At 53.9% G+C, this 21074-nt stretch carries 22 protein-coding genes; 9 read left to right on the top strand and 13 right to left on the bottom strand.

The window, feature by feature from the left end; genetic code table 11:
• The first annotated feature begins 71 nt into the window (after positions 1-71).
• Entirely contained in the window at positions 72-1526 is a 1455-nt protein-coding gene (xylB, locus tag OGV69_RS05740; RefSeq protein ID WP_069323737.1) for a xylulokinase, read from the top strand.
• 166 nt (positions 1527-1692) lie between these two features.
• Positions 1693-2058: an inner membrane protein YiaB gene (yiaB, locus tag OGV69_RS05735; RefSeq protein ID WP_069323738.1), complete on the top strand. Its 366-nt coding sequence runs from the start codon at positions 1693-1695 to the stop codon at positions 2056-2058.
• Here yiaB and OGV69_RS05730 read toward each other — a convergent pair.
• Positions 2055-3050 (bottom strand): acyltransferase, encoded by a 996-nt coding sequence (locus tag OGV69_RS05730; RefSeq protein ID WP_069323830.1) that lies wholly within the window; start codon positions 3048-3050, stop codon positions 2055-2057. The genes yiaB and OGV69_RS05730 overlap by 4 nt on opposite strands.
• Before the next feature lie 172 nt (positions 3051-3222).
• On the opposite strand from OGV69_RS05730, the gene OGV69_RS05725 reads away from it, so the two are divergent.
• The 3 genes from OGV69_RS05725 to glyS all read left to right on the top strand — a co-directional run bounded on the left by OGV69_RS05725 (position 3223) and on the right by glyS (position 6611).
• Positions 3223-3525: a YsaB family lipoprotein gene (locus OGV69_RS05725; RefSeq protein ID WP_227408972.1), complete on the top strand. Its 303-nt coding sequence runs from the start codon at positions 3223-3225 to the stop codon at positions 3523-3525.
• 95 nt (positions 3526-3620) lie between these two features.
• Complete coding sequence (gene glyQ / locus OGV69_RS05720) at positions 3621-4532, top strand: glycine--tRNA ligase subunit alpha (protein WP_001168552.1); 912 nt, start codon at positions 3621-3623, stop codon at positions 4530-4532.
• Between the two features lie 9 nt (positions 4533-4541).
• Positions 4542-6611, top strand: coding sequence for a glycine--tRNA ligase subunit beta (glyS, locus tag OGV69_RS05715; protein WP_042311682.1), 2070 nt, complete (start codon positions 4542-4544; stop codon positions 6609-6611).
• 65 nt (positions 6612-6676) lie between these two features.
• Here the strand turns inward: glyS and cueP are convergent, their stop codons facing one another.
• The 3 genes from cueP to OGV69_RS05700 all read right to left on the bottom strand — a co-directional run bounded on the left by cueP (position 6677) and on the right by OGV69_RS05700 (position 8187).
• Positions 6677-7216, bottom strand: coding sequence for a copper-binding periplasmic metallochaperone CueP (gene cueP / locus OGV69_RS05710; RefSeq protein WP_038635199.1), 540 nt, complete (start codon positions 7214-7216; stop codon positions 6677-6679).
• A 187-nt stretch (positions 7217-7403) separates the two neighbouring features.
• A complete protein-coding gene (gene cspE, locus OGV69_RS05705) occupies positions 7404-7616 on the bottom strand; it encodes a transcription antiterminator/RNA stability regulator CspE (RefSeq protein WP_000014594.1) in 213 nt (70 codons plus the stop codon).
• A 280-nt stretch (positions 7617-7896) separates the two neighbouring features.
• Positions 7897-8187, bottom strand: coding sequence for an HTH-type transcriptional regulator (locus OGV69_RS05700; RefSeq protein ID WP_003024273.1), 291 nt, complete (start codon positions 8185-8187; stop codon positions 7897-7899).
• 380 nt (positions 8188-8567) lie between these two features.
• Between OGV69_RS05700 and OGV69_RS05695 the strand changes: the two genes are divergently transcribed.
• A complete protein-coding gene (locus OGV69_RS05695) occupies positions 8568-9278 on the top strand; it encodes a DUF3053 domain-containing protein (RefSeq protein WP_038635187.1) in 711 nt (236 codons plus the stop codon).
• A 60-nt stretch (positions 9279-9338) separates the two neighbouring features.
• Here OGV69_RS05695 and ghrB read toward each other — a convergent pair whose 3' ends face one another.
• The 6 genes from ghrB to OGV69_RS05665 all read right to left on the bottom strand — a co-directional run bounded on the left by ghrB (position 9339) and on the right by OGV69_RS05665 (position 15250).
• Positions 9339-10310 (bottom strand): glyoxylate/hydroxypyruvate reductase GhrB, encoded by a 972-nt coding sequence (gene ghrB / locus OGV69_RS05690; RefSeq protein WP_069323740.1) that lies wholly within the window; start codon positions 10308-10310, stop codon positions 9339-9341.
• A 22-nt stretch (positions 10311-10332) separates the two neighbouring features.
• Entirely contained in the window at positions 10333-11613 is a 1281-nt protein-coding gene (locus OGV69_RS05685) for an MFS transporter (protein WP_069323741.1), read from the bottom strand.
• A gap of 64 nt (positions 11614-11677) precedes the next feature.
• Entirely contained in the window at positions 11678-12616 is a 939-nt protein-coding gene (locus tag OGV69_RS05680; protein WP_038635175.1) for a sugar kinase, read from the bottom strand.
• Between the two features lie 3 nt (positions 12617-12619).
• Entirely contained in the window at positions 12620-13369 is a 750-nt protein-coding gene (locus tag OGV69_RS05675) for a sugar phosphate isomerase/epimerase family protein (protein ID WP_069323742.1), read from the bottom strand.
• A gap of 100 nt (positions 13370-13469) precedes the next feature.
• Positions 13470-14486 carry a LacI family DNA-binding transcriptional regulator gene (locus tag OGV69_RS05670; protein ID WP_069323743.1) on the bottom strand — a complete coding sequence of 339 codons (1017 nt, stop codon included), beginning with the start codon at positions 14484-14486 and terminating at the stop codon, positions 13470-13472.
• A 101-nt stretch (positions 14487-14587) separates the two neighbouring features.
• The gene (locus tag OGV69_RS05665; protein ID WP_069323744.1) at positions 14588-15250 is read right to left on the bottom strand and encodes an OmpA family lipoprotein; all 663 of its coding nucleotides are present in this window, start codon (positions 15248-15250) and stop codon (positions 14588-14590) included.
• Between the two features lie 159 nt (positions 15251-15409).
• On the opposite strand from OGV69_RS05665, the gene OGV69_RS05660 reads away from it, so the two are divergent.
• Complete coding sequence (locus OGV69_RS05660) at positions 15410-17743, top strand: molybdopterin guanine dinucleotide-containing S/N-oxide reductase (RefSeq protein WP_069323745.1); 2334 nt, start codon at positions 15410-15412, stop codon at positions 17741-17743.
• Here the strand turns inward: OGV69_RS05660 and OGV69_RS05655 are convergent.
• Both OGV69_RS05655 and tag read right to left on the bottom strand, forming a co-directional pair.
• Positions 17712-18152 (bottom strand): N-acetyltransferase, encoded by a 441-nt coding sequence (locus OGV69_RS05655; RefSeq protein WP_069323746.1) that lies wholly within the window; start codon positions 18150-18152, stop codon positions 17712-17714. The two genes, OGV69_RS05660 and OGV69_RS05655, sit on opposite strands and share 32 nt — an antisense overlap.
• The gene (tag, locus tag OGV69_RS05650) at positions 18142-18711 is read right to left on the bottom strand and encodes a DNA-3-methyladenine glycosylase I (RefSeq protein WP_038635153.1); all 570 of its coding nucleotides are present in this window, start codon (positions 18709-18711) and stop codon (positions 18142-18144) included. The genes OGV69_RS05655 and tag overlap by 11 nt, the downstream gene beginning before the upstream one ends.
• Before the next feature lie 159 nt (positions 18712-18870).
• On the opposite strand from tag, the gene OGV69_RS05645 reads away from it, so the two are divergent.
• Positions 18871-19572: an autotransporter outer membrane beta-barrel domain-containing protein gene (locus OGV69_RS05645; protein ID WP_038635151.1), complete on the top strand. Its 702-nt coding sequence runs from the start codon at positions 18871-18873 to the stop codon at positions 19570-19572.
• 76 nt (positions 19573-19648) lie between these two features.
• On the opposite strand, the gene OGV69_RS05640 is transcribed toward OGV69_RS05645, so the two are convergent.
• Entirely contained in the window at positions 19649-19825 is a 177-nt protein-coding gene (locus OGV69_RS05640; RefSeq protein ID WP_159121630.1) for a hypothetical protein, read from the bottom strand.
• Here OGV69_RS05640 and OGV69_RS05635 point away from each other — a divergent pair.
• The gene (locus tag OGV69_RS05635; protein WP_038635150.1) at positions 19824-21026 is read left to right on the top strand and encodes an L-lactate MFS transporter; all 1203 of its coding nucleotides are present in this window, start codon (positions 19824-19826) and stop codon (positions 21024-21026) included. The genes OGV69_RS05640 and OGV69_RS05635 overlap by 2 nt on opposite strands.
• Positions 21027-21074: the final 48 nt, after the last annotated feature.

Genomic DNA, 21074 nt, shown 5'->3' with positions numbered 1-21074 from the left:
AGGTTTCTGAGAACGTCCGTAAGCCCGGAAAGCCACGCGCTGCCGGGCCTTTCTTTAAGGAACGATACGCTATGTATATCGGGATAGATCTTGGCACCTCAGGCGTAAAGGCCATTCTGCTGAATGAGCAGGGCGATGTGATCGCTTCGCAAACGGAGAAACTCACGGTCTCGCGTCCGCATCCGTTATGGTCAGAGCAGGACCCTGAACAATGGTGGCTGGCAACGGATCGCGCCGTAAAAGCGCTGGGCCAGCAGCATTCGCTCAGTGAGGTGAAAGCGTTAGGGATTGCCGGCCAGATGCACGGCGCGACGTTACTGGACAAGCAACAGAAAGTATTACGTCCCGCAATCCTGTGGAACGATGGCCGCTGCGCTGAAGAGTGCGTAATGCTGGAGAACCTGGTTCCGCAGTCTCGTGCTATCACCGGCAACCTGATGATGCCTGGTTTTACCGCGCCAAAGTTGCTGTGGGTGCAACGTCACGAGCCGGAGATTTTCAGCCGGGTAGATAAAGTGTTGCTGCCGAAAGATTACCTGCGTCTGCGTATGACCGGCGATTTTGCCAGCGATATGTCTGATGCGGCAGGTACGATGTGGCTGGATGTCGCCAAACGTGACTGGAGTGATGTCATGCTGGCGGCCTGTAAGCTGTCTCGTGCGCATATGCCTGCGCTATACGAAGGTTGTGCGATTACCGGAACATTGCTGCCAGAAGTCGCCCGGGACTGGGGAATGAATGAGGTTGCGGTCGTTGCCGGGGGCGGTGATAACGCGGCGGGAGCAGTCGGCGTAGGCATGATGAATGCCGGTCAGGCGATGCTTTCGTTGGGTACATCCGGCGTCTATTTTGCGGTAAGCGACGGCTTCCTCAGTAAGCCGGAAAGCGCGGTCCACAGTTTTTGTCATGCCTTGCCGGAGCGATGGCACCTGATGTCCGTGATGCTGAGCGCGGCATCCTGCCTGGATTGGGCGGCGAAATTAACCGGACTGGCGAGCGTACCGGCATTGATCGACGCAGCGCAACAAGCGAATGCAGACGCCGAACCAGTCTGGTTTTTACCTTATCTGTCCGGTGAACGTACGCCGCATAATAACCCGCAGGCGAAGGGCGTATTTTTCGGTCTGACGCATCAGCATGGTCCGGCAGAACTGGCGCGGGCGGTACTGGAAGGTGTGGGTTTTGCGCTGGCCGACGGCATGGATGTCGTGCATGCGTGCGGTGTACAGCCAGCCAGCATTACGCTCATTGGCGGCGGGGCTCGCAGCGAATACTGGCGTCAGATGCTGTCTGATATCAGCGGGTTGCAACTGGATTATCGTACCGGCGGCGATGTCGGTCCTGCACTCGGTGCGGCGCGCCTGGCGCAAATTGCCATGAACCCGCAAAAGCCGTTATCAGACATGCTGCCTCAGCTTACGCTGGAACAGGCGCATTATCCTGATGCTGAGCGCCATGCGCTCTACCAACAGCGTCGGGAAACCTTCCGTCGTATTTATCAGCAATTACAGCCGCTGATGTCCTGACGACCTTCCCCTCTGGATAACAGAGGGGATTGATAAAATATATATTTTAATCTAATAAATAATTGATACACGTGGATTTATTCTGAAAATCCAGTGTGGTGGCATTTTTCTGTGTTGTCTTTAGCGGGTTATTCATATTGTACCCATGATGGATAAGGAGATCCCAATGAAGACCACCAGGCTGTTGCCATGGATATTATTCTTCTCTGGCATACTGATTTACGTTGTTGGCTTATGGCATGCCTGCCCGTTATTGAGTGGCAAAGGCTATTTTTTGGGTGCGCTGATGACGGGAATGTTCGTGACGTATGCTTATCAGCGAGCTGTAAATCTTAATCAGAATGACGAATGCTTCACCTCCATATGCAAGATGGTGGCGTTGATAACGCTGGGACTACTGCTGGTAGGGATATGGAATATTCCGTTAGCGCCCATCGAAAAGGGGCTATACCCGGCAGCATTCTTCGTGTGTTTGGTCGGACAAGTTTTACTGCTGCGTCCAGGGCAGAATGAACAAAACGGTGAGTCTTAACTCACCAGCCTGCGTGTATCAATGCGCTGCAACAGTATGGATAACAGCAGGCTACCCGCCAGCGTGGCGCTAAAAATCCATAGCATATCCAGCGGCGGCCAGTTCTTGAGTTCTAAACCGTTGGTGCGCAGCGCGTGAATGATCAGCGCATGAAAGCCATAAATACCCAACGAGTGACGGGAAATAAGGCCCAATACCGGCAGAGTGCGCGTGCTGAGCGTGTTTTTGACCAGCGTCAGGAGCGAGACGGCGCAAATAAATACTGCCGGGCCGCAGTAGAGGTACCAGGTATCGGCAAAATTGCCTCGCCAGCGCAGTTCATGCAACGTGCCTCGAGAGATAACAAACACGGCGACGATGAACAACGCTGCACAGAGCCAGGTGAGCGAACGTTTCTGTGTATCCATCATGCCAATCGCCCTTCCCAGCATGCCGTACAGGATGTAATAGAAAGTGTCGCCACTGATGTACAGGTTGATGGGAAGCCACTCAAAACCGCCAATTTTTTGTGAGACGGTGTTGGGATTGGCAATCACCCCAGTCACTACCATGAGCGCCAGCAGCATCTTGCCGCTGATATTTTTCACCTGTATCAGCGGGGAAACCAGGTAGATGACGGCAATGGCGAAGAAAAACCACAGGTGATAGAACACCGGCTTTTGCAGCAGGTTTTTCAGCGACAGCTCAGCGTTGATCGAGGTAAACAACAGAATATAGGCCAGCGACACGCTGCTGTAAAAAAGAATGCACAGCGCGATGCGCGTGAAATGGCGCGGTTTGGCGCTGCGTTCGCCAAAAAACAGATAACCCGAAATCATAAAGAACAACGGTACGCTGACGCGAGAGGCGGAATTGAGCACATTGGCCAGATCCCAATTAAACGGGCTGACGCTGTGCGCATTGGTGATGTACCAGGTTGTGGTGTGGATCATCACGACCATTAAACAAGCTATTCCGCGCAGGTTATCAATCCAGAAAATTTTGGGCTGCATCAGTTCCTCTGTCTCCATTAAAAAAAGTCTGACCGATTTTTTGCGAGCGTAACTCACTGGAATAATCTGAGTTTTTACGCTAAAGCTTGAGATGGTCTGATGAGATTCTCAAAATAAGATCCGTTTCCAGACACTAATAATAAGACTGACCAGCAAACCAGGCGGTAATAAAATGATGATGAAGTATTTCTTTCCCGCGCTCGCTATCTTTTTGTTGGCGGCGTGCGCCGACACACAGCCGCCTGCACCTGCGCAGAAGGCGCAAAAGGTGAATGCCGCACGTTCGCTCGATATGGCGGCATTGTGCAAAAGTGAAGCGGCAGAGCTTTATAACACCGGCGCGCAGAAAATTGATATCGCCGGCCTGGAACAATTCCAGGGCAGCTATGAAATGCGCGGTTCGACCTTCCGTAAAGAGAGTTTTGTCTGCTCTTTTGATGCAAACGGGCAGTTTTTGCACCTTTCCATGCGCTAAGTTCCCCCTTTTTCCCGTTTCGTACTGTATATCTTGCAGCCAGCGGGTATACTGACCGCTTCCTTTAAATCCACACGTATCCAGCACGAAATAATATGCAAAAGTTTGATACCAGGACCTTCCAGGGCTTGATCCTGACCTTACAGGATTACTGGGCTCGCCAGGGCTGCACCATCGTTCAACCATTGGACATGGAAGTCGGCGCGGGGACATCTCACCCAATGACCTGCCTGCGTGCGCTGGGGCCGGAACCGATGGCGACTGCGTATGTGCAGCCTTCTCGTCGTCCGACCGACGGCCGCTATGGCGAAAACCCGAACCGCTTACAGCACTACTATCAGTTCCAGGTAGTGATTAAGCCGTCTCCGGACAACATTCAGGAGCTGTACCTGGGTTCTCTGAAAGAGCTGGGTATGGACCCGACCATTCACGACATCCGTTTCGTGGAAGATAACTGGGAGAACCCGACGCTGGGTGCCTGGGGGCTGGGTTGGGAAGTGTGGCTGAACGGTATGGAAGTCACGCAGTTCACCTACTTCCAGCAGGTTGGTGGTCTGGAATGTAAACCTGTGACCGGGGAAATTACCTACGGTCTGGAACGTCTGGCCATGTACATTCAGGGCGTAGACAGCGTTTACGACCTGGTCTGGAGCGACGGCCCGCTGGGTAAAACCACTTACGGCGACGTGTTCCATCAGAACGAAGTGGAGCAATCCACCTATAACTTCGAATACGCCGACGTGGACTTCCTGTTCACCTGCTTCGAGCAGTACGAGAAAGAAGCGCAGCAGCTGCTGGCGCTGGAAAACCCACTGCCGCTGCCTGCGTATGAACGTATTCTGAAAGCCGCTCATAGCTTCAACCTGCTGGATGCGCGTAAAGCCATCTCCGTCACCGAGCGTCAGCGCTATATCCTGCGCATTCGCACCCTGACCAAAGCAGTGGCAGAAGCTTACTACGCTTCCCGTGAAGCCCTTGGCTTCCCGATGTGCAACAAAGAGAAATAAGAGGCGGCCATGTCTGAGAAAACTTTTCTGGTGGAAATCGGCACTGAAGAGCTGCCACCAAAAGCACTGCGCAGCCTGGCTGAGTCCTTTGCTGCGAACTTTACCGCGGAGCTGGATAACGCTGGCATCGCGCACGGCAACGTTGAGTGGTTCGCCGCACCGCGTCGTCTGGCGCTGAAAGTCGCGAACCTGGCTGAAGCGCAACCTGACCGTGAAGTTGAAAAACGCGGCCCGGCAATTGCTCAGGCGTTTGACGCCGAAGGCAAACCGAGTAAAGCGGCAGAAGGTTGGGCGCGTGGCTGCGGTATCACCGTTGACCAGGCCGAGCGTCTGACCACCGATAAAGGCGAGTGGTTGTTGTACCGCGCGCATGTGAAAGGCGAAAGCGCTGAAACGCTGCTGCCGAACATGATCGCCACCTCGCTGGCTAAGCTGCCGATCCCGAAACTGATGCGCTGGGGCGCGTCTGACGTCCATTTCGTGCGTCCGGTTCACACCGTGACTCTGCTGCTGGGTGACAAAGTGATTCCGGCAACGATTCTGGGCATTCAGTCCGATCGCGTGATTCGCGGCCATCGCTTTATGGGCGAAGCGGAATTCACCATCGATTCTGCCGATCAATACCCAGAAATCCTGCGTGAGCGCGGTAAAGTGATTGCGGATTACGCTGAGCGTAAAGCGAAAATCAAAGCCGATGCTGAAGAAGCGGCGCGCAAGATTGGCGGTAACGCCGATCTGAGCGAAAGCCTGCTGGAAGAAGTCACCTCGCTGGTGGAATGGCCAGTAGTGCTGACCGCGAAGTTCGAAGATAAATTCCTCGCGGTTCCGTCAGAAGCGCTGGTTCACACCATGAAAGGCGACCAGAAGTACTTCCCGGTTTACGCCAACGACGGCAAACTGCTGCCGAACTTTATCTTCGTTGCCAACATCGAGTCGAAAGATCCGAGCCAGATTATCTCCGGTAATGAGAAAGTTGTACGCCCGCGTCTGGCGGATGCCGAGTTCTTCTTCAATACCGACCGTAAAAAACGTCTGGAAGATCATCTGCCGCGTCTGCAAACCGTGCTGTTCCAACAGCAACTGGGTACGCTGCGCGACAAGACCGATCGTATCCAGGCGCTGGCGGGCTGGATTGCTGGCCAGATTGGCGCCGACGTTAACCACGCAACGCGTGCGGGCCTGCTGTCCAAGTGTGACCTGATGACCAACATGGTCTTCGAGTTCACCGACACCCAGGGCGTGATGGGCATGCACTATGCGCGTCATGATGGCGAAGCGGAAGATGTGGCCGTGGCGCTGAACGAGCAGTATCAGCCGCGCTTTGCCGGCGATGACCTGCCGTCTAATCCGGTAGCCTGTGCCGTGGCGATTGCCGACAAGATGGATACCCTGGCGGGTATCTTTGGTATCGGCCAGCATCCGAAAGGCGACAAAGACCCGTTTGCGCTGCGTCGTGCTGCGCTGGGCGTGCTGCGTATTATCGTTGAGAAGAACCTGAATCTCGATCTGCAAACGCTGACCGAGGAAGCGGTTCGTCTGTATGGTGACAAGCTGACCAACGCGAAAGTCGTGGATGACGTTATCGACTTTATGCTCGGTCGCTTCCGCGCCTGGTATCAGGATGAAGGTTACACCGTTGATACCATTCAGGCCGTGCTGGCGCGTCGTCCGACTCGTCCAGCTGATTTCGACGCACGTATGAAGGCGGTATCGCACTTCCGTACGCTGGAAGCCGCGTCCGCGCTGGCTGCGGCGAACAAGCGTGTATCGAACATCCTGGCGAAGTCTGAAGAAACGCTGAACGACCGCGTGAATGCGGCAACGCTGAAAGAGCCGGAAGAAATTGCGCTGGCGATGCAGGTTGTGGTGCTGCGCGACAAGCTGGAGCCAGTCTTTGCAGCCGGGCATTACCAGGAAGCGCTGGTTGAGCTATCGGCACTGCGTGAACCGGTCGATGCCTTCTTCGAGAAAGTCATGGTTAACGTAGAAGATAAAGAACTGCGTATTAACCGTCTGTCTATGCTCGAAAAACTGCGCGAGCTGTTCCTGCGCGTGGCGGATATTTCGCTGCTACAGTAACGGTCCTGAGCTGACTTAGAAAATGCCGGATGGCGTCTCCGCCTTATCCGGCATTTTTTTATGTGTTAGCGCAACTGCAACTTAGTCAGGCAGGTCTGGCTGTCTTCCATAGTCTTAATGGGATACTCGGCTGATTTACCGTTGTAGCTTACTGCGAGGGTGCCTTCCATATTGCGCGGTAGCCATACCCCGACGAAGCCGTTTCGACCGCTCTTCATCGCTTTTTGTACTACGACCTCTCCCTTACTGTCCGTCACTTTGACATTGAATGTCTTCTCCGGCATTTCGCCCTGGCAGCCAGACAGACTATGGTTGAAGCAAGGGTGTGTTTGCCATTCATAGGGGGCAAATGACAGGTAGAATTTGTCACCGAGCGGCAGGGTATAAACCTGATCGCCAGAAGAGAGTTTCAGCGCGGTGCTGGTGACAGACGCTGAGTAAGGCAACGGGCGACTCTGCGGCGACTGGTCAATAGTCTCTACGATTTGCTCAACGGATTTACCGCTGAGTCCATGTTCCGCCAGAAAAGTGGCTTCCGGGGTCGCCGCGAATGCAGTGCCCGTTGTGAGCAAACCTAAAACCAGCAGCAGTGAGGATTTCGACATAGCTTCAATTCCTTGTGAACATTATGGAATACAGACTGGCTCACTATAAAGCTTGCCCTTAGGGAAAGGTCAAAGGTACGGCGGGTAAAGTAATGCAAAGACGCGTTTCGGTGGGATGTATTGCGAAATACAGGTAAAAAAAATCCCCGCCGTTTGGCAGGGATTCAGAATTTTGAGCTTTTTAAGCTTACAGGCTGGTTACGTTGCCAGCTGCCGGGCCTTTAGCGCCGCTTTCGATGGTGAAGGAAACTTTCTGACCTTCGTCCAGAGATTTGTAGCCATCGTTCTGGATAGCAGAGAAGTGTACGAACACGTCTTTAGAGCCATCGTCAGGAGTGATGAAGCCGAAACCTTTATCAGCGTTGAACCATTTTACGATACCAGTCATTTTACCGGACATAGTGTATTACCTTTTAAAAAATAAGTGTGCCTTTCGGCGATATGGCGTGCTCTACAGATTTTTTAACAGTAAAGGAAATGCTCACTACGAGGGGTATCAATGATAACTCTTGAAGGGACTTGCCTTACTAAACTGCTGTAATGGTCTGTACGTCAAACCGTTGAGAGCATTAACTCATTTTACGCCTGTGGATGCAACTACTATTTTCTTATTTGTGGATACCCTCCGTAAGGGAACGGCCCTTTTACCGGACCGTTCTTCAGCAAAATTAAAAAATAGTTCAATCCATCAACTGCTTACTTAATCTCGGATCGGCCTGGATCAGGCGCATCAACTTCAATTCGGTAGTGGAAGGCTTAACGCGTTTAGACTCCCATTCATGCACCATCGCGACCGTCACGCCCATCACTCGGGCAAAATCATCTGTTTTTAAACCTGTCCCTCGTCGTAGCTGTTCAAATTCGGTGAAAGGGTTGGTTTTTTGCGTCAGAGTAACTGTCTGCGATACATCTTTAAAAACAATCTGCTCCAGACTGCTCAGCAGTTCAAACATTGGATCTTTGTATTCCATTGAGAACTCCTATAAATCACACAGCGGGATCGTGAATTTCATCGAAGCTCCTTAAGAGTAGTCGGAAAAAATGAAGTCGGATCTAAGGTTTGCGTGATGGATTCGTTTCAGCAGAGTATGAGCGACCAGCCTTTACAGGCTAACAAACTGATTAAGGTCGCGATCTCCGAACGATCGCTCCCGATTGTAAAGATGACGAAAATATGGCCCTGGGCAATGAATGGCGCATTGTTTAGCAAAAAAAAGGGGGGCGGGAGCGGTTATTTTCCCTCACAAGATTACGCGGAAAGGGTATCTTGCGAGCCTGACCTGGACTATCCTTGTCAACGTCTGGCACGCGGGTGTCGTTGTGCGCATTTTTGGGTGAAAGGAGTATTAAAATGGCGACAGGTAAGTCCTGCTCTCGCTGGTTTGCGCCTGTTTTGGCGCTCTTAATGGTAGTTGGCCTGAGTGGGTGTTTTGATAAAGAAGGCGATCAGCGCAAAGCGTTTATCGATTTTCTGCAGAATACTGCAATGCGTAGCGGGGAGCGTTTACCAACGCTGACCGCCGATCAGAAAAAACAGTTTGGCCCGTTTGTGTCCGATTACGCGATTCTGTATGGCTATTCTCAACAGATTAATCAGGCGATGGACTCCGGTCTGCGCCCGGTCGTTGATAGCGTAAATGCGATTCGTGTTCCTCAGGATTATGTGACTCAGCGTGAACCGCTGCGTCAGGCAAATGGCGCACTGGGTGTGTTAGGGCAACAGTTGCAGAATGCGAAACTGCAGGCAGATGCTGCGCATGGCGCGCTGAAACAGGGCGAGGATCTCAAGCCGGTCTTTGATCAGGTCTACAATAAAGTCGTCACTGCGCCTTCAGAGGCGTTACAGCCGCTGATCCCTGCCGCGCAAATCTTCACGCAGCAACTGGTGCAGGTCGGTGATTTTGTGGCGCAACAGGATACGCAGGTGAGCTTTGTCGCCAACGGTATCCAGTTCCCAACCTCACAACAGGCAAGTCAGTACAACACGTTGATTGGTCCGTTGGCTGCTCAGCATCAGGCGTTTACTCAAGCCTGGACTGCTGCGGTGAATGCCACTCAGTAAAAGAGTGCTGTAATACATAGAAGGCCGGGTAAGCGTGAGCGCTACCCGGCCTTTTGTTTATTACGCGACCTGCGGGTTTACGCAGTTCTTCTCCACTCTTCCTTGCAGCGCATCGATTAAGTTATCCACCGCGCAGGCCGCCATGTTATAGCGCGTTTCGTGCGTGGCGGAACCGATGTGCGGCACGGCCACCACGTTGGGCAGTGACAGCAGTGGAGAGTCTGTCGCTACTGGCTCCTGCTCAAACACATCCAGACCTGCGGCATGAATGTCGCCGTTTTGCAGAGCGCTAATCAACGCTTTTTCATCGACCACCGGACCACGTCCGGCATTAATGAAAATGGCGGAAGACTTCATTTTGGCAAACTGCTCGGTACTGAACAGATGATGTGTTTCGTTGGTTAATGGCAGGATCAGGCAGACAAAATCAGACTCCTGCAACAGTGTGTCGAGATCGCAGTAACGCGCGTTGAAGCGTTCTTCCGCTTCGTGATGATGACGGCGGGCGTTATAGAGAATCGGCATGCTAAAGCCGAAATGCGCACGCTGCGCCAGCGCGAGCCCAATACGACCCATGCCGACAATTCCCAGCGTTTTGTGGTGGACATCGGTACCAAACCAGTCCGGCCCGATACTTTTGGTCCATTCGCCAGACTTAACCCGTTCAGCAACTTCCACCACACGGCGAGCGGTGCTTAACATCAGCGCCATCACCGTGTCGGCGACGGTTTCCGTCAGTACGGTTGGCGTATGCATCAACAGCACCTTACGCGCATTAAGGGCATCGACATCGAAGTTGTCATAGCCTACGGAAATTGTGGATGTCGCTCGCAGCCTGGGCATTTTCTCCAACAGCGCGGTATTGACGGCTTCACTGGAGCCCAGCAGGCCTTCGGCGTTGGCAAAGGCCTCGGCGTGCTGTGCGACCGTTTCCGGGCGCAGGTTCGGTACAGAAGTCACAGTAAAATGCTCTTCCAGGCGATGCAGTAAATCGTCAGGTAACGCTTTATAGAGAATAATGGACGGCTTCATGCGGATCTCCGTAAGTTAAAATTTAAGCGTGGCGTGCGCCAACAGGTAGCTGTTGATTATTAGCAGGCTTAACAATAAGAGTTAGCCATACTGAGGCAAAAAGCGCTACCCCCATAAAAATGTACGAGGCGGAGGGGCTGCCGGTTGCGCCATTGAGGTAGCCGACAAACCAGGAACCAAAGAATGAGCCTAATGCGCCCATGCTGTTAATCAGCGCCATGGCGCCACCGGACACGTTGCGCGGCAGCATTTCAGGAATGATGGCGAAGAAGGGACCATATGGGGCGTACATTGCCGCGCCCGCGATAACCAGCAGCGTGTAGGACACCCAGAAGTGATCTGCGCCAACGGCCCAGGAGCCGATAAAGGCGAAAGCGGCAATCAGTAACAGCGGCCAGACAAACAGCTTACGATTTTGCAGTTTATCAGAGGCCCAGGAGACGAGAATCATCGCTGCCGTCGCCGCCAGATACGGTACGGATGACAGCCAGCCAACTTCCACCATCCCCAGATTTGCGCCACCGTTGCGAATGATGGACGGCAGCCACAGCACAAAACCGTAGACGCCAATACTCCAGGCGAAATACTGCATACACAGCAGGATGACGTTACGTGAGCGGAAGGCCTCACCGTAGTTACGCACGGCTTTGATCCCTTGTTGCTCTTGTTCCAGTTGGGCCTGAAGCGCAGCTTTTTCGGATTCCGACAGCCAGCCGACCTGAGACGGTTTGTCTTTTACCAGTACCCACCAGCAGAACGCCCAGATGATGGCCGGGAAGCCCTCGATGATGAACATTTCCCGCCAGCCCAGCGCCTGAATGAGATAACCGGAAACGACGGACATCCATAAGACAGTCACCGGGTTACCGAGGATTAAGAAGGTGTTAGCGCGTGAACGCTCGGATTTCGTAAACCAGTTGCTGATGTAAATCAGCATTGCGGGCATCACGGCAGCTTCAACGACACCAAGAATAAAGCGGATAGCGGCCAGCATCGGAATATTGCTGACCATCCCGGTTAACGAGGCGCAAGCCCCCCACAGGATCAGGCAGACAAAAATCAGTTTTCGTACGCTGCGACGCTCGGCGTAAATTGCGCCCGGGATCTGGAAGAAGAAATAGCCAAGGAAAAACAGAGCGCCCAGCAGGGAAGAGATCCCTTTGGTAATGCCGAGATCCTCGTTAATGCCTGCGGCGGAGGCGAAGCTGAAGTTCGCGCGGTCAAGGTACGCCAGGCTATACGTGATAAACACGATTGGCATGATGTACCACCAGCGTTTTGCTGCATTGGTTGAGCTATTCATAGACTGCCCTCTGGTTATGCTGATACGCCGCCTCTGTATGTAGGGTACAGAGTTGGCCGGGGGTTTATTCCCCTAATTGTTCACGTGTGGGTAATCCTTCGCTGTCGCCCTGAACCTGAATGGCCAGTGCGCCAATTTTATTGCCGCGGGTCACCGCCTGATGCAGCGAGCGGCCTTCCAGCAGAGCGCTGATCACGCCCACGGCAAAGCCATCGCCAGCGCCGACCGTATCAACCACGTTGTCGACTTTTACCGGTGCGACGCAGCCGTGCTCGCCGCTGGCGGTTTTGTACCAGGCGCCATCTGCCCCGGTTTTGATAATGACTGCCTTCACCCCATGGCGCAGATAAAAGTCGGCGATGGCTTCAGGCGTTTGTTGTCCGGTGAGAATCATTCCCTCTTTTAGGCCTGGCAAAACCCAGTCAGCCTGGAACGCCAGCCGGTTCAGTTTTTCCACCATCTCGGCTTCGCTTTTCCACAGCACCGGACGTAAATTCGGGTCAAAGGAGATGGTTTTCCCTAGGGCTTTCAGCGTGCGGGCGGTATGCGCCAGAAGTTCATAGGAGCTGGCGGAAAGCGCGGCTGCCACGCCGCTCAGGTGCAAGTGACGTGCGCTGGCAAAATAGTTCTCGTGGTAATCCTCAATACTGAGATGGCTGGCTGCGGACCCTTTGCGGAAGTACTCCACAATGGGATCGGTTCCATTTTCGACCTTAGATTTAAGCTGAAAGCCGGTAGCGAAGCGCTCGTCCTGGGTGACTCCTTGCGCATCAATCCCTTCTTTTTCCAGCGACTTAATAATAAAACGGCCAAAACTGTCGTTACCTACGCGGCTTACCCAGCCGACATTCAGACCCAAACGAGCAAGACCGGTCGCCACGTTGAGTTCAGCGCCTGCCACGCGCTTGATAAATTGCTCTACATCCGCCAGGTCGCCGGTTTGCGTGGCGACAAACATCGCCATCGCTTCACCAATGGTGACCACATCCAGTGAATTCTTCATGCGTTACTCCTCGCGTAACAGCTCGACGTAATGGCGGGTAACCGCCGTCAAATCCTGCCCTTCCAGGGGAAACTCGATGCCGCGCGGAACATCGTCAGGCAGCGTTTTTAACAGCGCCAGCCAGCGCGGTTCGGCGGCATCAGGCGGCACTGCGCGGTAGCTGTCGTGATGCGTAACTGCGGCTTTGACATGGATGTATCCCACGGTTGGCGCCAGGTTTTTCGCCGCCTCTTCCGGGGAGTCGCCAACCCACAGCCAGTTGCCCATATCAAAGGTCAGCGAGATCGGCAGGTTTTGCGTCTGGCAGGCTTCGTTAAAGCACTGCATCGGCTGCAGGCGTCCGCAGGCGGTCTGATCGTTTTCGACAACCAGCTCCATCCCGCTGTCAGCCAGCCATGTACGTAAAACGTCGAACTGGCCGGTATGGGAAAAATGACCAAGGGAGACTTTTAACCACAGCGCTTGCAGGGCCTGCGCTTCCGCGAGTAACGCCGGAAGACGGGGATTGAGGTTACCGTCCTCAAGGAACAGCGGCTCAGGCGCTGAATAACAGGCCAGCAGGCCGAAGATTTCGATCGCTGAGGCCATCGTTGACAGTGTGGTGAGTTCGGTGTCAGTTAACATCTCGCGGCGAATTTCGACGCCGTCAGCACCGGCTTCAGCAATGATGGGCAGCATGGCGGTTTGGCCACCCGCAGCGCGGACCTGCTCATAGCCGTAGGCGGCGGTGACCACCATAATTTTTCTTTTCATGGAAACTCCATAACCAGCGTTCTTGCTATAACGCTAGATGGAACCGGTTCCAAAGAAAAGCCCATGATGCTGAATTTATGATCACCATCACGAAGGAAATTTAACGGGCGGTAGATCCGCGCACGATCAGTTCACCAGAGAAAACCTGCTCCTGAATGGCATCAGAACCGCCATCGATCCGGCGTACAACCTGTTCCACGGCGGTGTAGCCAATCTGCCAGGTGGGTTGTTTCAGCGTGGTAATGCCGACACCCGCCAGCTCGGCCCATTCCAGCTCGTCAAACCCGAGCAGGCCGATATCGCTGCCCCAGTTGAGGCCAATGCGCTTCAGGGCGCGGGCAACCTGTAGTGTGAGGGCGCCGTTGGCGGAGATAACGGCTTTGCGCATGCCTCGATGCTGCTGGTGGAACTGGCGCAGCGTGTCATCCAGTTGCGCATTGTCCGTTAGCGGAACTTCGGCATTTTGCGCGATAACGCCGGGGTAGCGTGCGAGCGTGGCGCGAAAGGCGTTCAAACGTTCGCGGCGGGTATTCACCATGCCGAGTGGTTCGCTGAGAAACAGAATGGCTTCAAAGCCTTGTTCAAGCAGGTGTTCCGTGGCAATCGTTGCGGCCTGGGTGTTATCCAGTCCGACCATATCACAGGCGAAATCGGGTATTTTACGATCAATTAGTACCATCGGTAGCGCAGACTGTTGCAGGCGGTTCAGCCCCTCTTCGCGCATCCCAACGGCGTTGACCACAATCCCTTCGACCTGGTAACTGCGCAACAGGTCAAGATAGTGCAGTTCCTGATCCACTTCATTGTTGGTGTTACACACCAACGGGGTAAAGCCTTTATCGCGACAGGCGGCTTCAATTCCGCTCAGTACGTTGACGGAGTAAGGGTTGGTAATATCTGCGATGATCAGGCCAATCAGGCGGGTGCGACCGTGTTTCAGGCCGCGTGCCATCAGGCTGGGTCGGTAGTCGAGATCGGCAATGGCTTGTTCAATGCGGGCCAGCAGCGCGTCGGAAAGCAGGTGCTTTTCACCGTTGAGGTAGCGTGAAATGCTGGTCTTGCCGGTTTTTGCGGCCTTTGCCACATCGCTGATGGTTGCCCGTGTTGATTTGCTCATCGCTGATTTCCCTGAATTTGGTGACAACACCTTAACGCGAAAATCAACGATGGCAAGTGCTTCATGCCGGATCGGGCGCAGCCTGTCTCCGGCTCAAAACGTTACTGGATCGGGCTTAAGGTGATCTCTACGCGACGGTTCTGCGCCTTACCTTCCGCCGTGCTGTTGCTGGCGATTGGGTTTGCCGGACCCATACCCTGAGTGCGGATACGGTTAGCCGCGACCCCTTGAGTGATCAAGGCGCTGGCGACGGAGTCCGCGCGCTGCTGCGACAGACGCATATTCAGATCCTGGCTGCCGGTGCTGTCGGTGAAGCCCAGCACGTTAACCGCGGTTTTATTGTACTCTTTCAGGACCATGGCCACGCCGGTCAGGGTGTTAGCCCCGGCAGGCTTCAGGTTGCTGCTGTTGCTGTCGAAGGTGACGTTGTTTGGCATGTTCAGAATGATGTTATCGCCACTACGCGTCACGCTGACGCCGGTTCCCTGCATTTTTTCGCGCAGTTTTGCTTCCTGCACATCCATGTAATAGCCGATACCACCGCCAACGGCCGCGCCAGCCGCTGCGCCAATCAGTGCGCCCTTGCCGCGATCTTTCTTCGAAGAAGAGAGTGCGCCAATACCTGCGCCGACCAGAGAGCCAATGCCTGCGCCAATGCCGGATTTACCCGCTTCGCGTTCGCCGGTGTAAGGGTTTGTTGTGCAGCCAGAAACCGCCAGGGCGCCGCTCACGATGGCAGCAATAACAAAAACACGTTTCTTCATCTCAATTCCTTAATGACTTATTCTTCTTTGCCACAGCGACGGTGGCGGTTGATTATGACGTGTGAACATGAAGAAAATTCCAGGGAAGACTCTGAAATTTGTAAGTAACATTGAACGGCAGAATAAATAAGCCGCCACATCGTATTCAGGAGCGCCATCTTGACTAATTCACCCGCACACTACTCGGTGTTAACCGCCGCCCACTGGGGACCTATTCGCGTCGAAACCGATGGCGAGACCGTTTTCTCCTCCCGTGGCGCATTGCCCACCACTCATCCCAACTCTTTGCAAACTGTGGTGCGTGACCAGGTACACAGTAAAACGCGGGTACGTTTTCCGATGGTACGTAAAGGCTTCCTCGTCTCGCCGGAAAGCCCACAAGGCGTGCGCGGGCAGGATGAGTTTGTTCGCGTCAGTTGGGATGACGCACTGACGCTTATCCATACGCAGCATAAACGCATCCGTGACAGCTATGGCCCGGCCTCGATTTTCGCTGGTTCCTACGGCTGGCGCTCCAACGGTGTGTTACATAAAGCCGCGACCCTGTTACAGCGCTACATGGCGTTGGCGGGGGGTTATACCGGGCACCTGGGAGATTACTCCACGGGTGCCGCGCAGGCCATCATGCCGTACGTGGTGGGCGGTAACGAAGTTTACCAGCAACAGACCAGCTGGCCTGTCGTGCTGGAACACAGCGATGTGGTGGTGTTATGGAGCGCCAATCCGCTGAATACCCTGAAGATTGCCTGGAATGCTTCCGACGAACAGGGTCTCGCTTACTTCGGGGCATTGCGTGATAGCGGCAAACGTTTGATCTGTATCGATCCGATGCGATCGGAAAGCGTGGACTTCTTTGGCGATAAGATGGAATGGATCGCCCCGCATATGGGAACCGACGTGGCGCTGATGCTGGGCATCGCGCATACGCTGGTGGAAAACGGCTGGCACGACGAAGACTTTCTCGCCCGCTGTACCACCGGTTATGACCGCTTTGCCGACTATCTGCTGGGTAAAACTGATAATGTCGCAAAAACGGCAGAGTGGGCTGCTGAAATTTGTGGGATAACAGCGGAAAAAATACGCGAACTGGCGGCGATATTTCACCAAAACACCACCATGCTGATGGCGGGGTGGGGGATGCAGCGCCAACAGTATGGCGAGCAGAAACACTGGATGATTGTCACCCTGGCCGCCATGCTCGGGCAAATCGGCACGCCTGGCGGTGGCTTTGGGCTGTCGTACCATTTTGCCAACGGCGGTAACCCAACGCGTCGTGCCGCTGTATTGGCTTCAATGCAGGGCAGCGTTAAAGGCGGCACCGACGCGGTGGATAAAATCCCGGTGGCGCGAATTGTCGAAGCGCTGGAGAACCCCGGGGGTTTTTACCAGCACAATGGAATGGACCGGCATTTCCCGGACATCCGCATGTTGTGGTGGGCCGGCGGGGCCAACTTTACTCATCACCAGGACACCAACCGTCTGATTCGCGCCTGGCAAAAACCGGAGCTGGTGGTTATCTCGGAGTGTTTCTGGACTGCCGCAGCAAAGCATGCCGATATCGTATTACCGGCGACCACCTCGTTTGAGCGCAACGACCTCACCATGACGGGTGATTACAGCAACCAGCACCTGGTGCCGATGAAGCAGGTTGTGCCGCCGCAGTATGAGGCGCGCAATGATTTTGATGTTTTTGCCGAACTGAGCGAGCGCTGGGAAAAGGGCGGGTATGAACGCTTCACCGAAGGTAAAAGCGAGCTGGCGTGGCTGGAGACCTTTTACAATATTGCCGGGCAGCGCGGGGCCAGCCAGCAGGTTACACTGCCGCCCTTTACCGAGTTTTGGCAGCGCAACGCCCTGATAGAAATGCCGGAAAACCCCGCCAACGCGCAATTTATTCGGTTTGCGGATTTTCGCCGCGATCCACAGGCGCATCCGCTGAAAACGGATAGCGGAAAAATTGAAATCTACTCCGCAAGGATTGCGGGTTACGGCTATGCGGATTGTGCGGGGCACCCGATGTGGCTGGCGCCTGATGAGTGGTTTGGTAACGCCGAGCCGGGTCAGTTACAGCTGCTTTCCGCCCATCCGGCGCACCGTTTGCACAGCCAGTTGAATTACAGTGCGTTGCGTGAGCAGTATGCGGTGGCGGATCGTGAGCCCGTTACGATCCATCCGCAGGACGCGAACGCTCGTGGTATTAAGCATGGCGACACGGTGAGGGTGTGGAACCCGCGTGGGCAAATTCTGGCGGGTGCAGTCGTGACGACAGGGATCAAACCTGGCGTCATCTGCATTCATGAAGGCGCCTGGCCTGATTTGGATCTTACTGCCGGTGGTATTTGTAAAAATGGCGCCGTCAATGTGCTGACCAAAGATCTCCCCAGCTCGAAGCTGGGGAATGGCTGCGCGGGCAACACTGCGCTGGCGTGGCTCGAAAAATACAATGGACCCGCCCTGACGCTTACGGCGTTTGATCCGCCTGCCAGCCCATAATCCACGTGGGGTGGTGAGTCTCTTCCTGCCATGCGCCGTCTTCAATGCGAAAACCCAGCGCATGGTAGAAGTTTACCGCTGACTGATTCTTCTGGTAGACCTCCAGGCTGAGCAGGGAAAAGCGCTGCTGGACATGCCGCACCAGCGCTGTGCCAATTCCGCTTCTGATGGCCGCTGGCGCGACAAACAACGCGCCAAGAAAGCGTTCGTCAATCACGCTGACAAAGCCTTTGAGTACACCTTCTTCTTCCCACACCCAGGTTTGCGCGGCGGGCAGGTATACATCACGCACGACGGGTTCACTTTCGCGCCAGTAGCGTTCGTCGATAAACGGATGGGCATGGATCGTGCTTTCCATCCACAGCGCCAGAATTGACGGCAGATCGTCAGCTTTAGATTCACGAATCATGTTGTGCCCCTGGGTAACAGATGCAACTGGTGATATGGTCGTTGACCAGACCACAGGCCTGCATAAAGGAGTAACAGATGGTGGTGCCGACAAACTTAAACCCGCGTTTTTTTAATGCCTTAGACAGAGCATCTGACGCAGGCGTTGAGGTGGGGATATCGCTCAGGTTGGCGGCGCAGGTCACTTGCGGTTGGTTATCAACAAATGACCAGACAAACTCGCTAAACGGTTCACCGTTTTGCGCCATGGTCAGAAAGGCGCGAGCGTTACCGATAATGGCCTGAATTTTTCCGCGATGGCGAATAATGCCGGCATCCTGTACCAGCCTTTCCACATCCTCTTCGGTCATGGCTGCCACTTTTTCCGGATCAAAATGGTGGAAGGCGTGGCGATAATTTTCCCGTTTCTTCAGTACGGTAATCCATGATAATCCCGCCTGCTGGCCTTCCAGGCAGATCATTTCAAACAGCTTCTTGCCATCGGTTTCGGGGACGCCCCATTCCTTGTCGTGATAGGCAATGTAAAGTGGGTCCTGGCTGACCCATCCGCAACGCTGCATATTCTTCCTCGCTGTTTTTACTGGCGTAAAAATTTCATTCGGCCCGCCTTGACGCGCCAGCTAAAAAGACAATATTTAATACAGGGCCTGATGGGCCCGATTTCCTACACACAATGACAATAATATCGCCGAATTCGGCTCTTTTCTGGAGTCGCGTTGATGATTATAAGAAACAGTAGTGGTCGCCAAAGGTTAACTCTGGCGAGCGTCGTAGTTTGTGCGCTGTCCATCAATACAGCATATGGCTGGCAACAAGAATATATCGTTGATGCGATGTCAGGGCATACGGCTGAACGTTATACATGGGACAGCGATCACCAACCACGTTATAACGACATTCTGGAGGAACGTATTCGTTCTACGCAGAACGTGGCGGGTCCGGTGGTGAATCTGGCCGATCAGACGCTGATGGATACGACCAGCGGCATGAGTATGGGCTGGAACTTTCCGCTTTCCAGACAGGTAACGACCGGACCGGTCGCCGCCTTACATTATGACGGCTCGACCACGTCTACCTACAACGAGTTCGGTGATAGCGCGACCTCGATAACACCGACCGATCCGTTGTGGCATGCCAGCGTCAGCACGTTAGGCTGGCGAGTCAATTCGCAGTTCGGTGATGTGCGTCCATGGGCGCAAATCAGCTATAACCAACAGTTTGGCGAGAATATCTGGAAGGCGCAGTCGGGCCTCAGCCGCATGACGACAGCAGGACAGGACGGTAACTGGCTGGATGTTACCGTCGGTGCGGATATGCTGTTGAACCCGCATATGGCGGCTTACGCCGCACTTTCTCAGGCAGAAAACAGTACCAACAATAGCGACTATATGTACACCATGGGGGTTAGCGCTAAATTTTAACGAAAGAAATCATTGGTTATACATCTTAGTTACATATCAGGATCAATAATCACACGCCTTCCAGCGATAGTGGGTACTAACTCTTGCGATAAAATTCAGTATCCCGACTTTTTGTCTCGTCATTCATTCCGCAATCCAGGCATTTCATTCCGTCCTGGCGGCATTTCATGCCGTTTTTTCCTGGTATAAATGGCGCTTCGGTATGGTTGTTGGCAGAGAATTTCCCATTTTGCTTATGCAGGAAGACTGCCATGAAAACTTCTGATTATCAGCGTACCCGTTGGCTGACACTGATCGGCACCATCATTACCCAATTTGCCTTAGGTTCTGTTTATACCTGGAGCCTGTTTAATGGCGCGCTCTCTTCTAAACTGGACGCGCCGGTGAGTCAGGTTGCATTTTCCTTTGGTTTGCTGAGCCTGGGGTTGGCGATTTCTTCTTCCGTCGCCGGAAAACTGCAAGAACGTTTTGGCGTGAAACGCGTCACCATGGCCTCCGGTATCTTACTGGGCGTCGGCTTCTTCTTAACCGCCCACTCTGACAGCCTGATTATGCTGTGGTTGAGCGCCGGCGTACTGGTCGGCCTGGCGGATGGCGCAGGATACCTGTTAACCCTTTCCAACTGCGTAAAATGGTTCCCTGAGCGTAAGGGGCTGATTTCCGCCTTTGCCATCGGCTCTTATGGCCTGGGTAGCCTCGGTTTTAAATTTATCGACAGCCAACTGCTCAGCACCGTGGGTCTGGAAAAAACCTTTATGATCTGGGGCGCAATTGTGCTGGTGATGATCGTCTTTGGCTCCATGCTGATGAAAGATGCGCCGAATCAGGAAGTGAAGGCGAAAAATGGCGTGGTCGAGAACGACTACACTCTGGCGCAGTCCATGCGTAAACCACAGTACTGGATGCTGGCCGTGATGTTCCTGACTGCATGTATGAGCGGGCTGTATGTAATTGGCGTGGCGAAAGATATTGCGCAGAGCCTGGCGCATATGGATGTAGCCACGGCGGCAAATGCAGTGACCGTCATCTCCATCGCTAACCTGTCAGGCCGTCTGGTACTGGGTATTCTGTCCGACAAAATCTCTCGTATTCGTGTTATCACCATTGGTCAGGTTGTTTCGCTGGTCGGTATGGCGGCACTGCTGTTCGCCCCGCTCAATGACGTTACGTTCTTTGCGGCGATTGCCTGCGTGGCATTTAACTTTGGCGGCACAATTACCGTGTTCCCGTCACTGGTGAGTGAGTTCTTTGGTCTCAATAACCTGGCTAAAAACTACGGGGTTATTTACCTGGGCTTCGGTATCGGCAGTATTTGTGGTTCCATTATCGCCTCGCTGTTTGGCGGATTCTATGTGACCTTCTGCGTTATCTTTGCGCTGTTAATCATCTCGCTGGCACTTTCCACCACTATTCGCCAGCCGCAACGTAGCGTATATACCGAGGCGCACGCCTAAATCTATTAGTAGCCTGATTAATACCTGGCGCATATATTTACAAAAATA

It is taken from the genome of Citrobacter sp. Cc139, from assembly GCF_030334645.1.
Taxonomy (GTDB): domain Bacteria; phylum Pseudomonadota; class Gammaproteobacteria; order Enterobacterales; family Enterobacteriaceae; genus Citrobacter; species Citrobacter werkmanii.
The sequence above is the reverse complement of the archived record's forward strand: the minus strand, read 5'-3'. Positions and strand labels throughout refer to the sequence as shown.

Coding starts and splice junctions, on each gene's coding strand:
- OGV69_RS05665 (WP_069323744.1), bottom strand. CDS start 15,250: ATGAAGAAACGTGTTTTTGTTATTGCTGCCATCGTGAGCGGCGCCCTG.
- OGV69_RS05680 (WP_038635175.1), bottom strand. CDS start 12,616: ATGAAGAATTCACTGGATGTGGTCACCATTGGTGAAGCGATGGCGATG.
- OGV69_RS05675 (WP_069323742.1), bottom strand. CDS start 13,369: ATGAAAAGAAAAATTATGGTGGTCACCGCCGCCTACGGCTATGAGCAG.
- OGV69_RS05645 (WP_038635151.1), top strand. CDS start 18,871: ATGATTATAAGAAACAGTAGTGGTCGCCAAAGGTTAACTCTGGCGAGC.
- OGV69_RS05730 (WP_069323830.1), bottom strand. CDS start 3,050: ATGCAGCCCAAAATTTTCTGGATTGATAACCTGCGCGGAATAGCTTGT.
- tag (WP_038635153.1), bottom strand. CDS start 18,711: ATGCAGCGTTGCGGATGGGTCAGCCAGGACCCACTTTACATTGCCTAT.
- glyS (WP_042311682.1), top strand. CDS start 4,542: ATGTCTGAGAAAACTTTTCTGGTGGAAATCGGCACTGAAGAGCTGCCA.
- glyQ (WP_001168552.1), top strand. CDS start 3,621: ATGCAAAAGTTTGATACCAGGACCTTCCAGGGCTTGATCCTGACCTTA.
- OGV69_RS05640 (WP_159121630.1), bottom strand. CDS start 19,825: ATGGCAGTCTTCCTGCATAAGCAAAATGGGAAATTCTCTGCCAACAAC.
- OGV69_RS05700 (WP_003024273.1), bottom strand. CDS start 8,187: ATGGAATACAAAGATCCAATGTTTGAACTGCTGAGCAGTCTGGAGCAG.
- OGV69_RS05695 (WP_038635187.1), top strand. CDS start 8,568: ATGGCGACAGGTAAGTCCTGCTCTCGCTGGTTTGCGCCTGTTTTGGCG.
- yiaB (WP_069323738.1), top strand. CDS start 1,693: ATGAAGACCACCAGGCTGTTGCCATGGATATTATTCTTCTCTGGCATA.
- OGV69_RS05725 (WP_227408972.1), top strand. CDS start 3,223: ATGATGATGAAGTATTTCTTTCCCGCGCTCGCTATCTTTTTGTTGGCG.
- OGV69_RS05655 (WP_069323746.1), bottom strand. CDS start 18,152: ATGATTCGTGAATCTAAAGCTGACGATCTGCCGTCAATTCTGGCGCTG.
- cspE (WP_000014594.1), bottom strand. CDS start 7,616: ATGTCCGGTAAAATGACTGGTATCGTAAAATGGTTCAACGCTGATAAA.
- OGV69_RS05685 (WP_069323741.1), bottom strand. CDS start 11,613: ATGAATAGCTCAACCAATGCAGCAAAACGCTGGTGGTACATCATGCCA.
- OGV69_RS05670 (WP_069323743.1), bottom strand. CDS start 14,486: ATGAGCAAATCAACACGGGCAACCATCAGCGATGTGGCAAAGGCCGCA.
- OGV69_RS05635 (WP_038635150.1), top strand. CDS start 19,824: ATGAAAACTTCTGATTATCAGCGTACCCGTTGGCTGACACTGATCGGC.
- ghrB (WP_069323740.1), bottom strand. CDS start 10,310: ATGAAGCCGTCCATTATTCTCTATAAAGCGTTACCTGACGATTTACTG.
- xylB (WP_069323737.1), top strand. CDS start 72: ATGTATATCGGGATAGATCTTGGCACCTCAGGCGTAAAGGCCATTCTG.
- cueP (WP_038635199.1), bottom strand. CDS start 7,216: ATGTCGAAATCCTCACTGCTGCTGGTTTTAGGTTTGCTCACAACGGGC.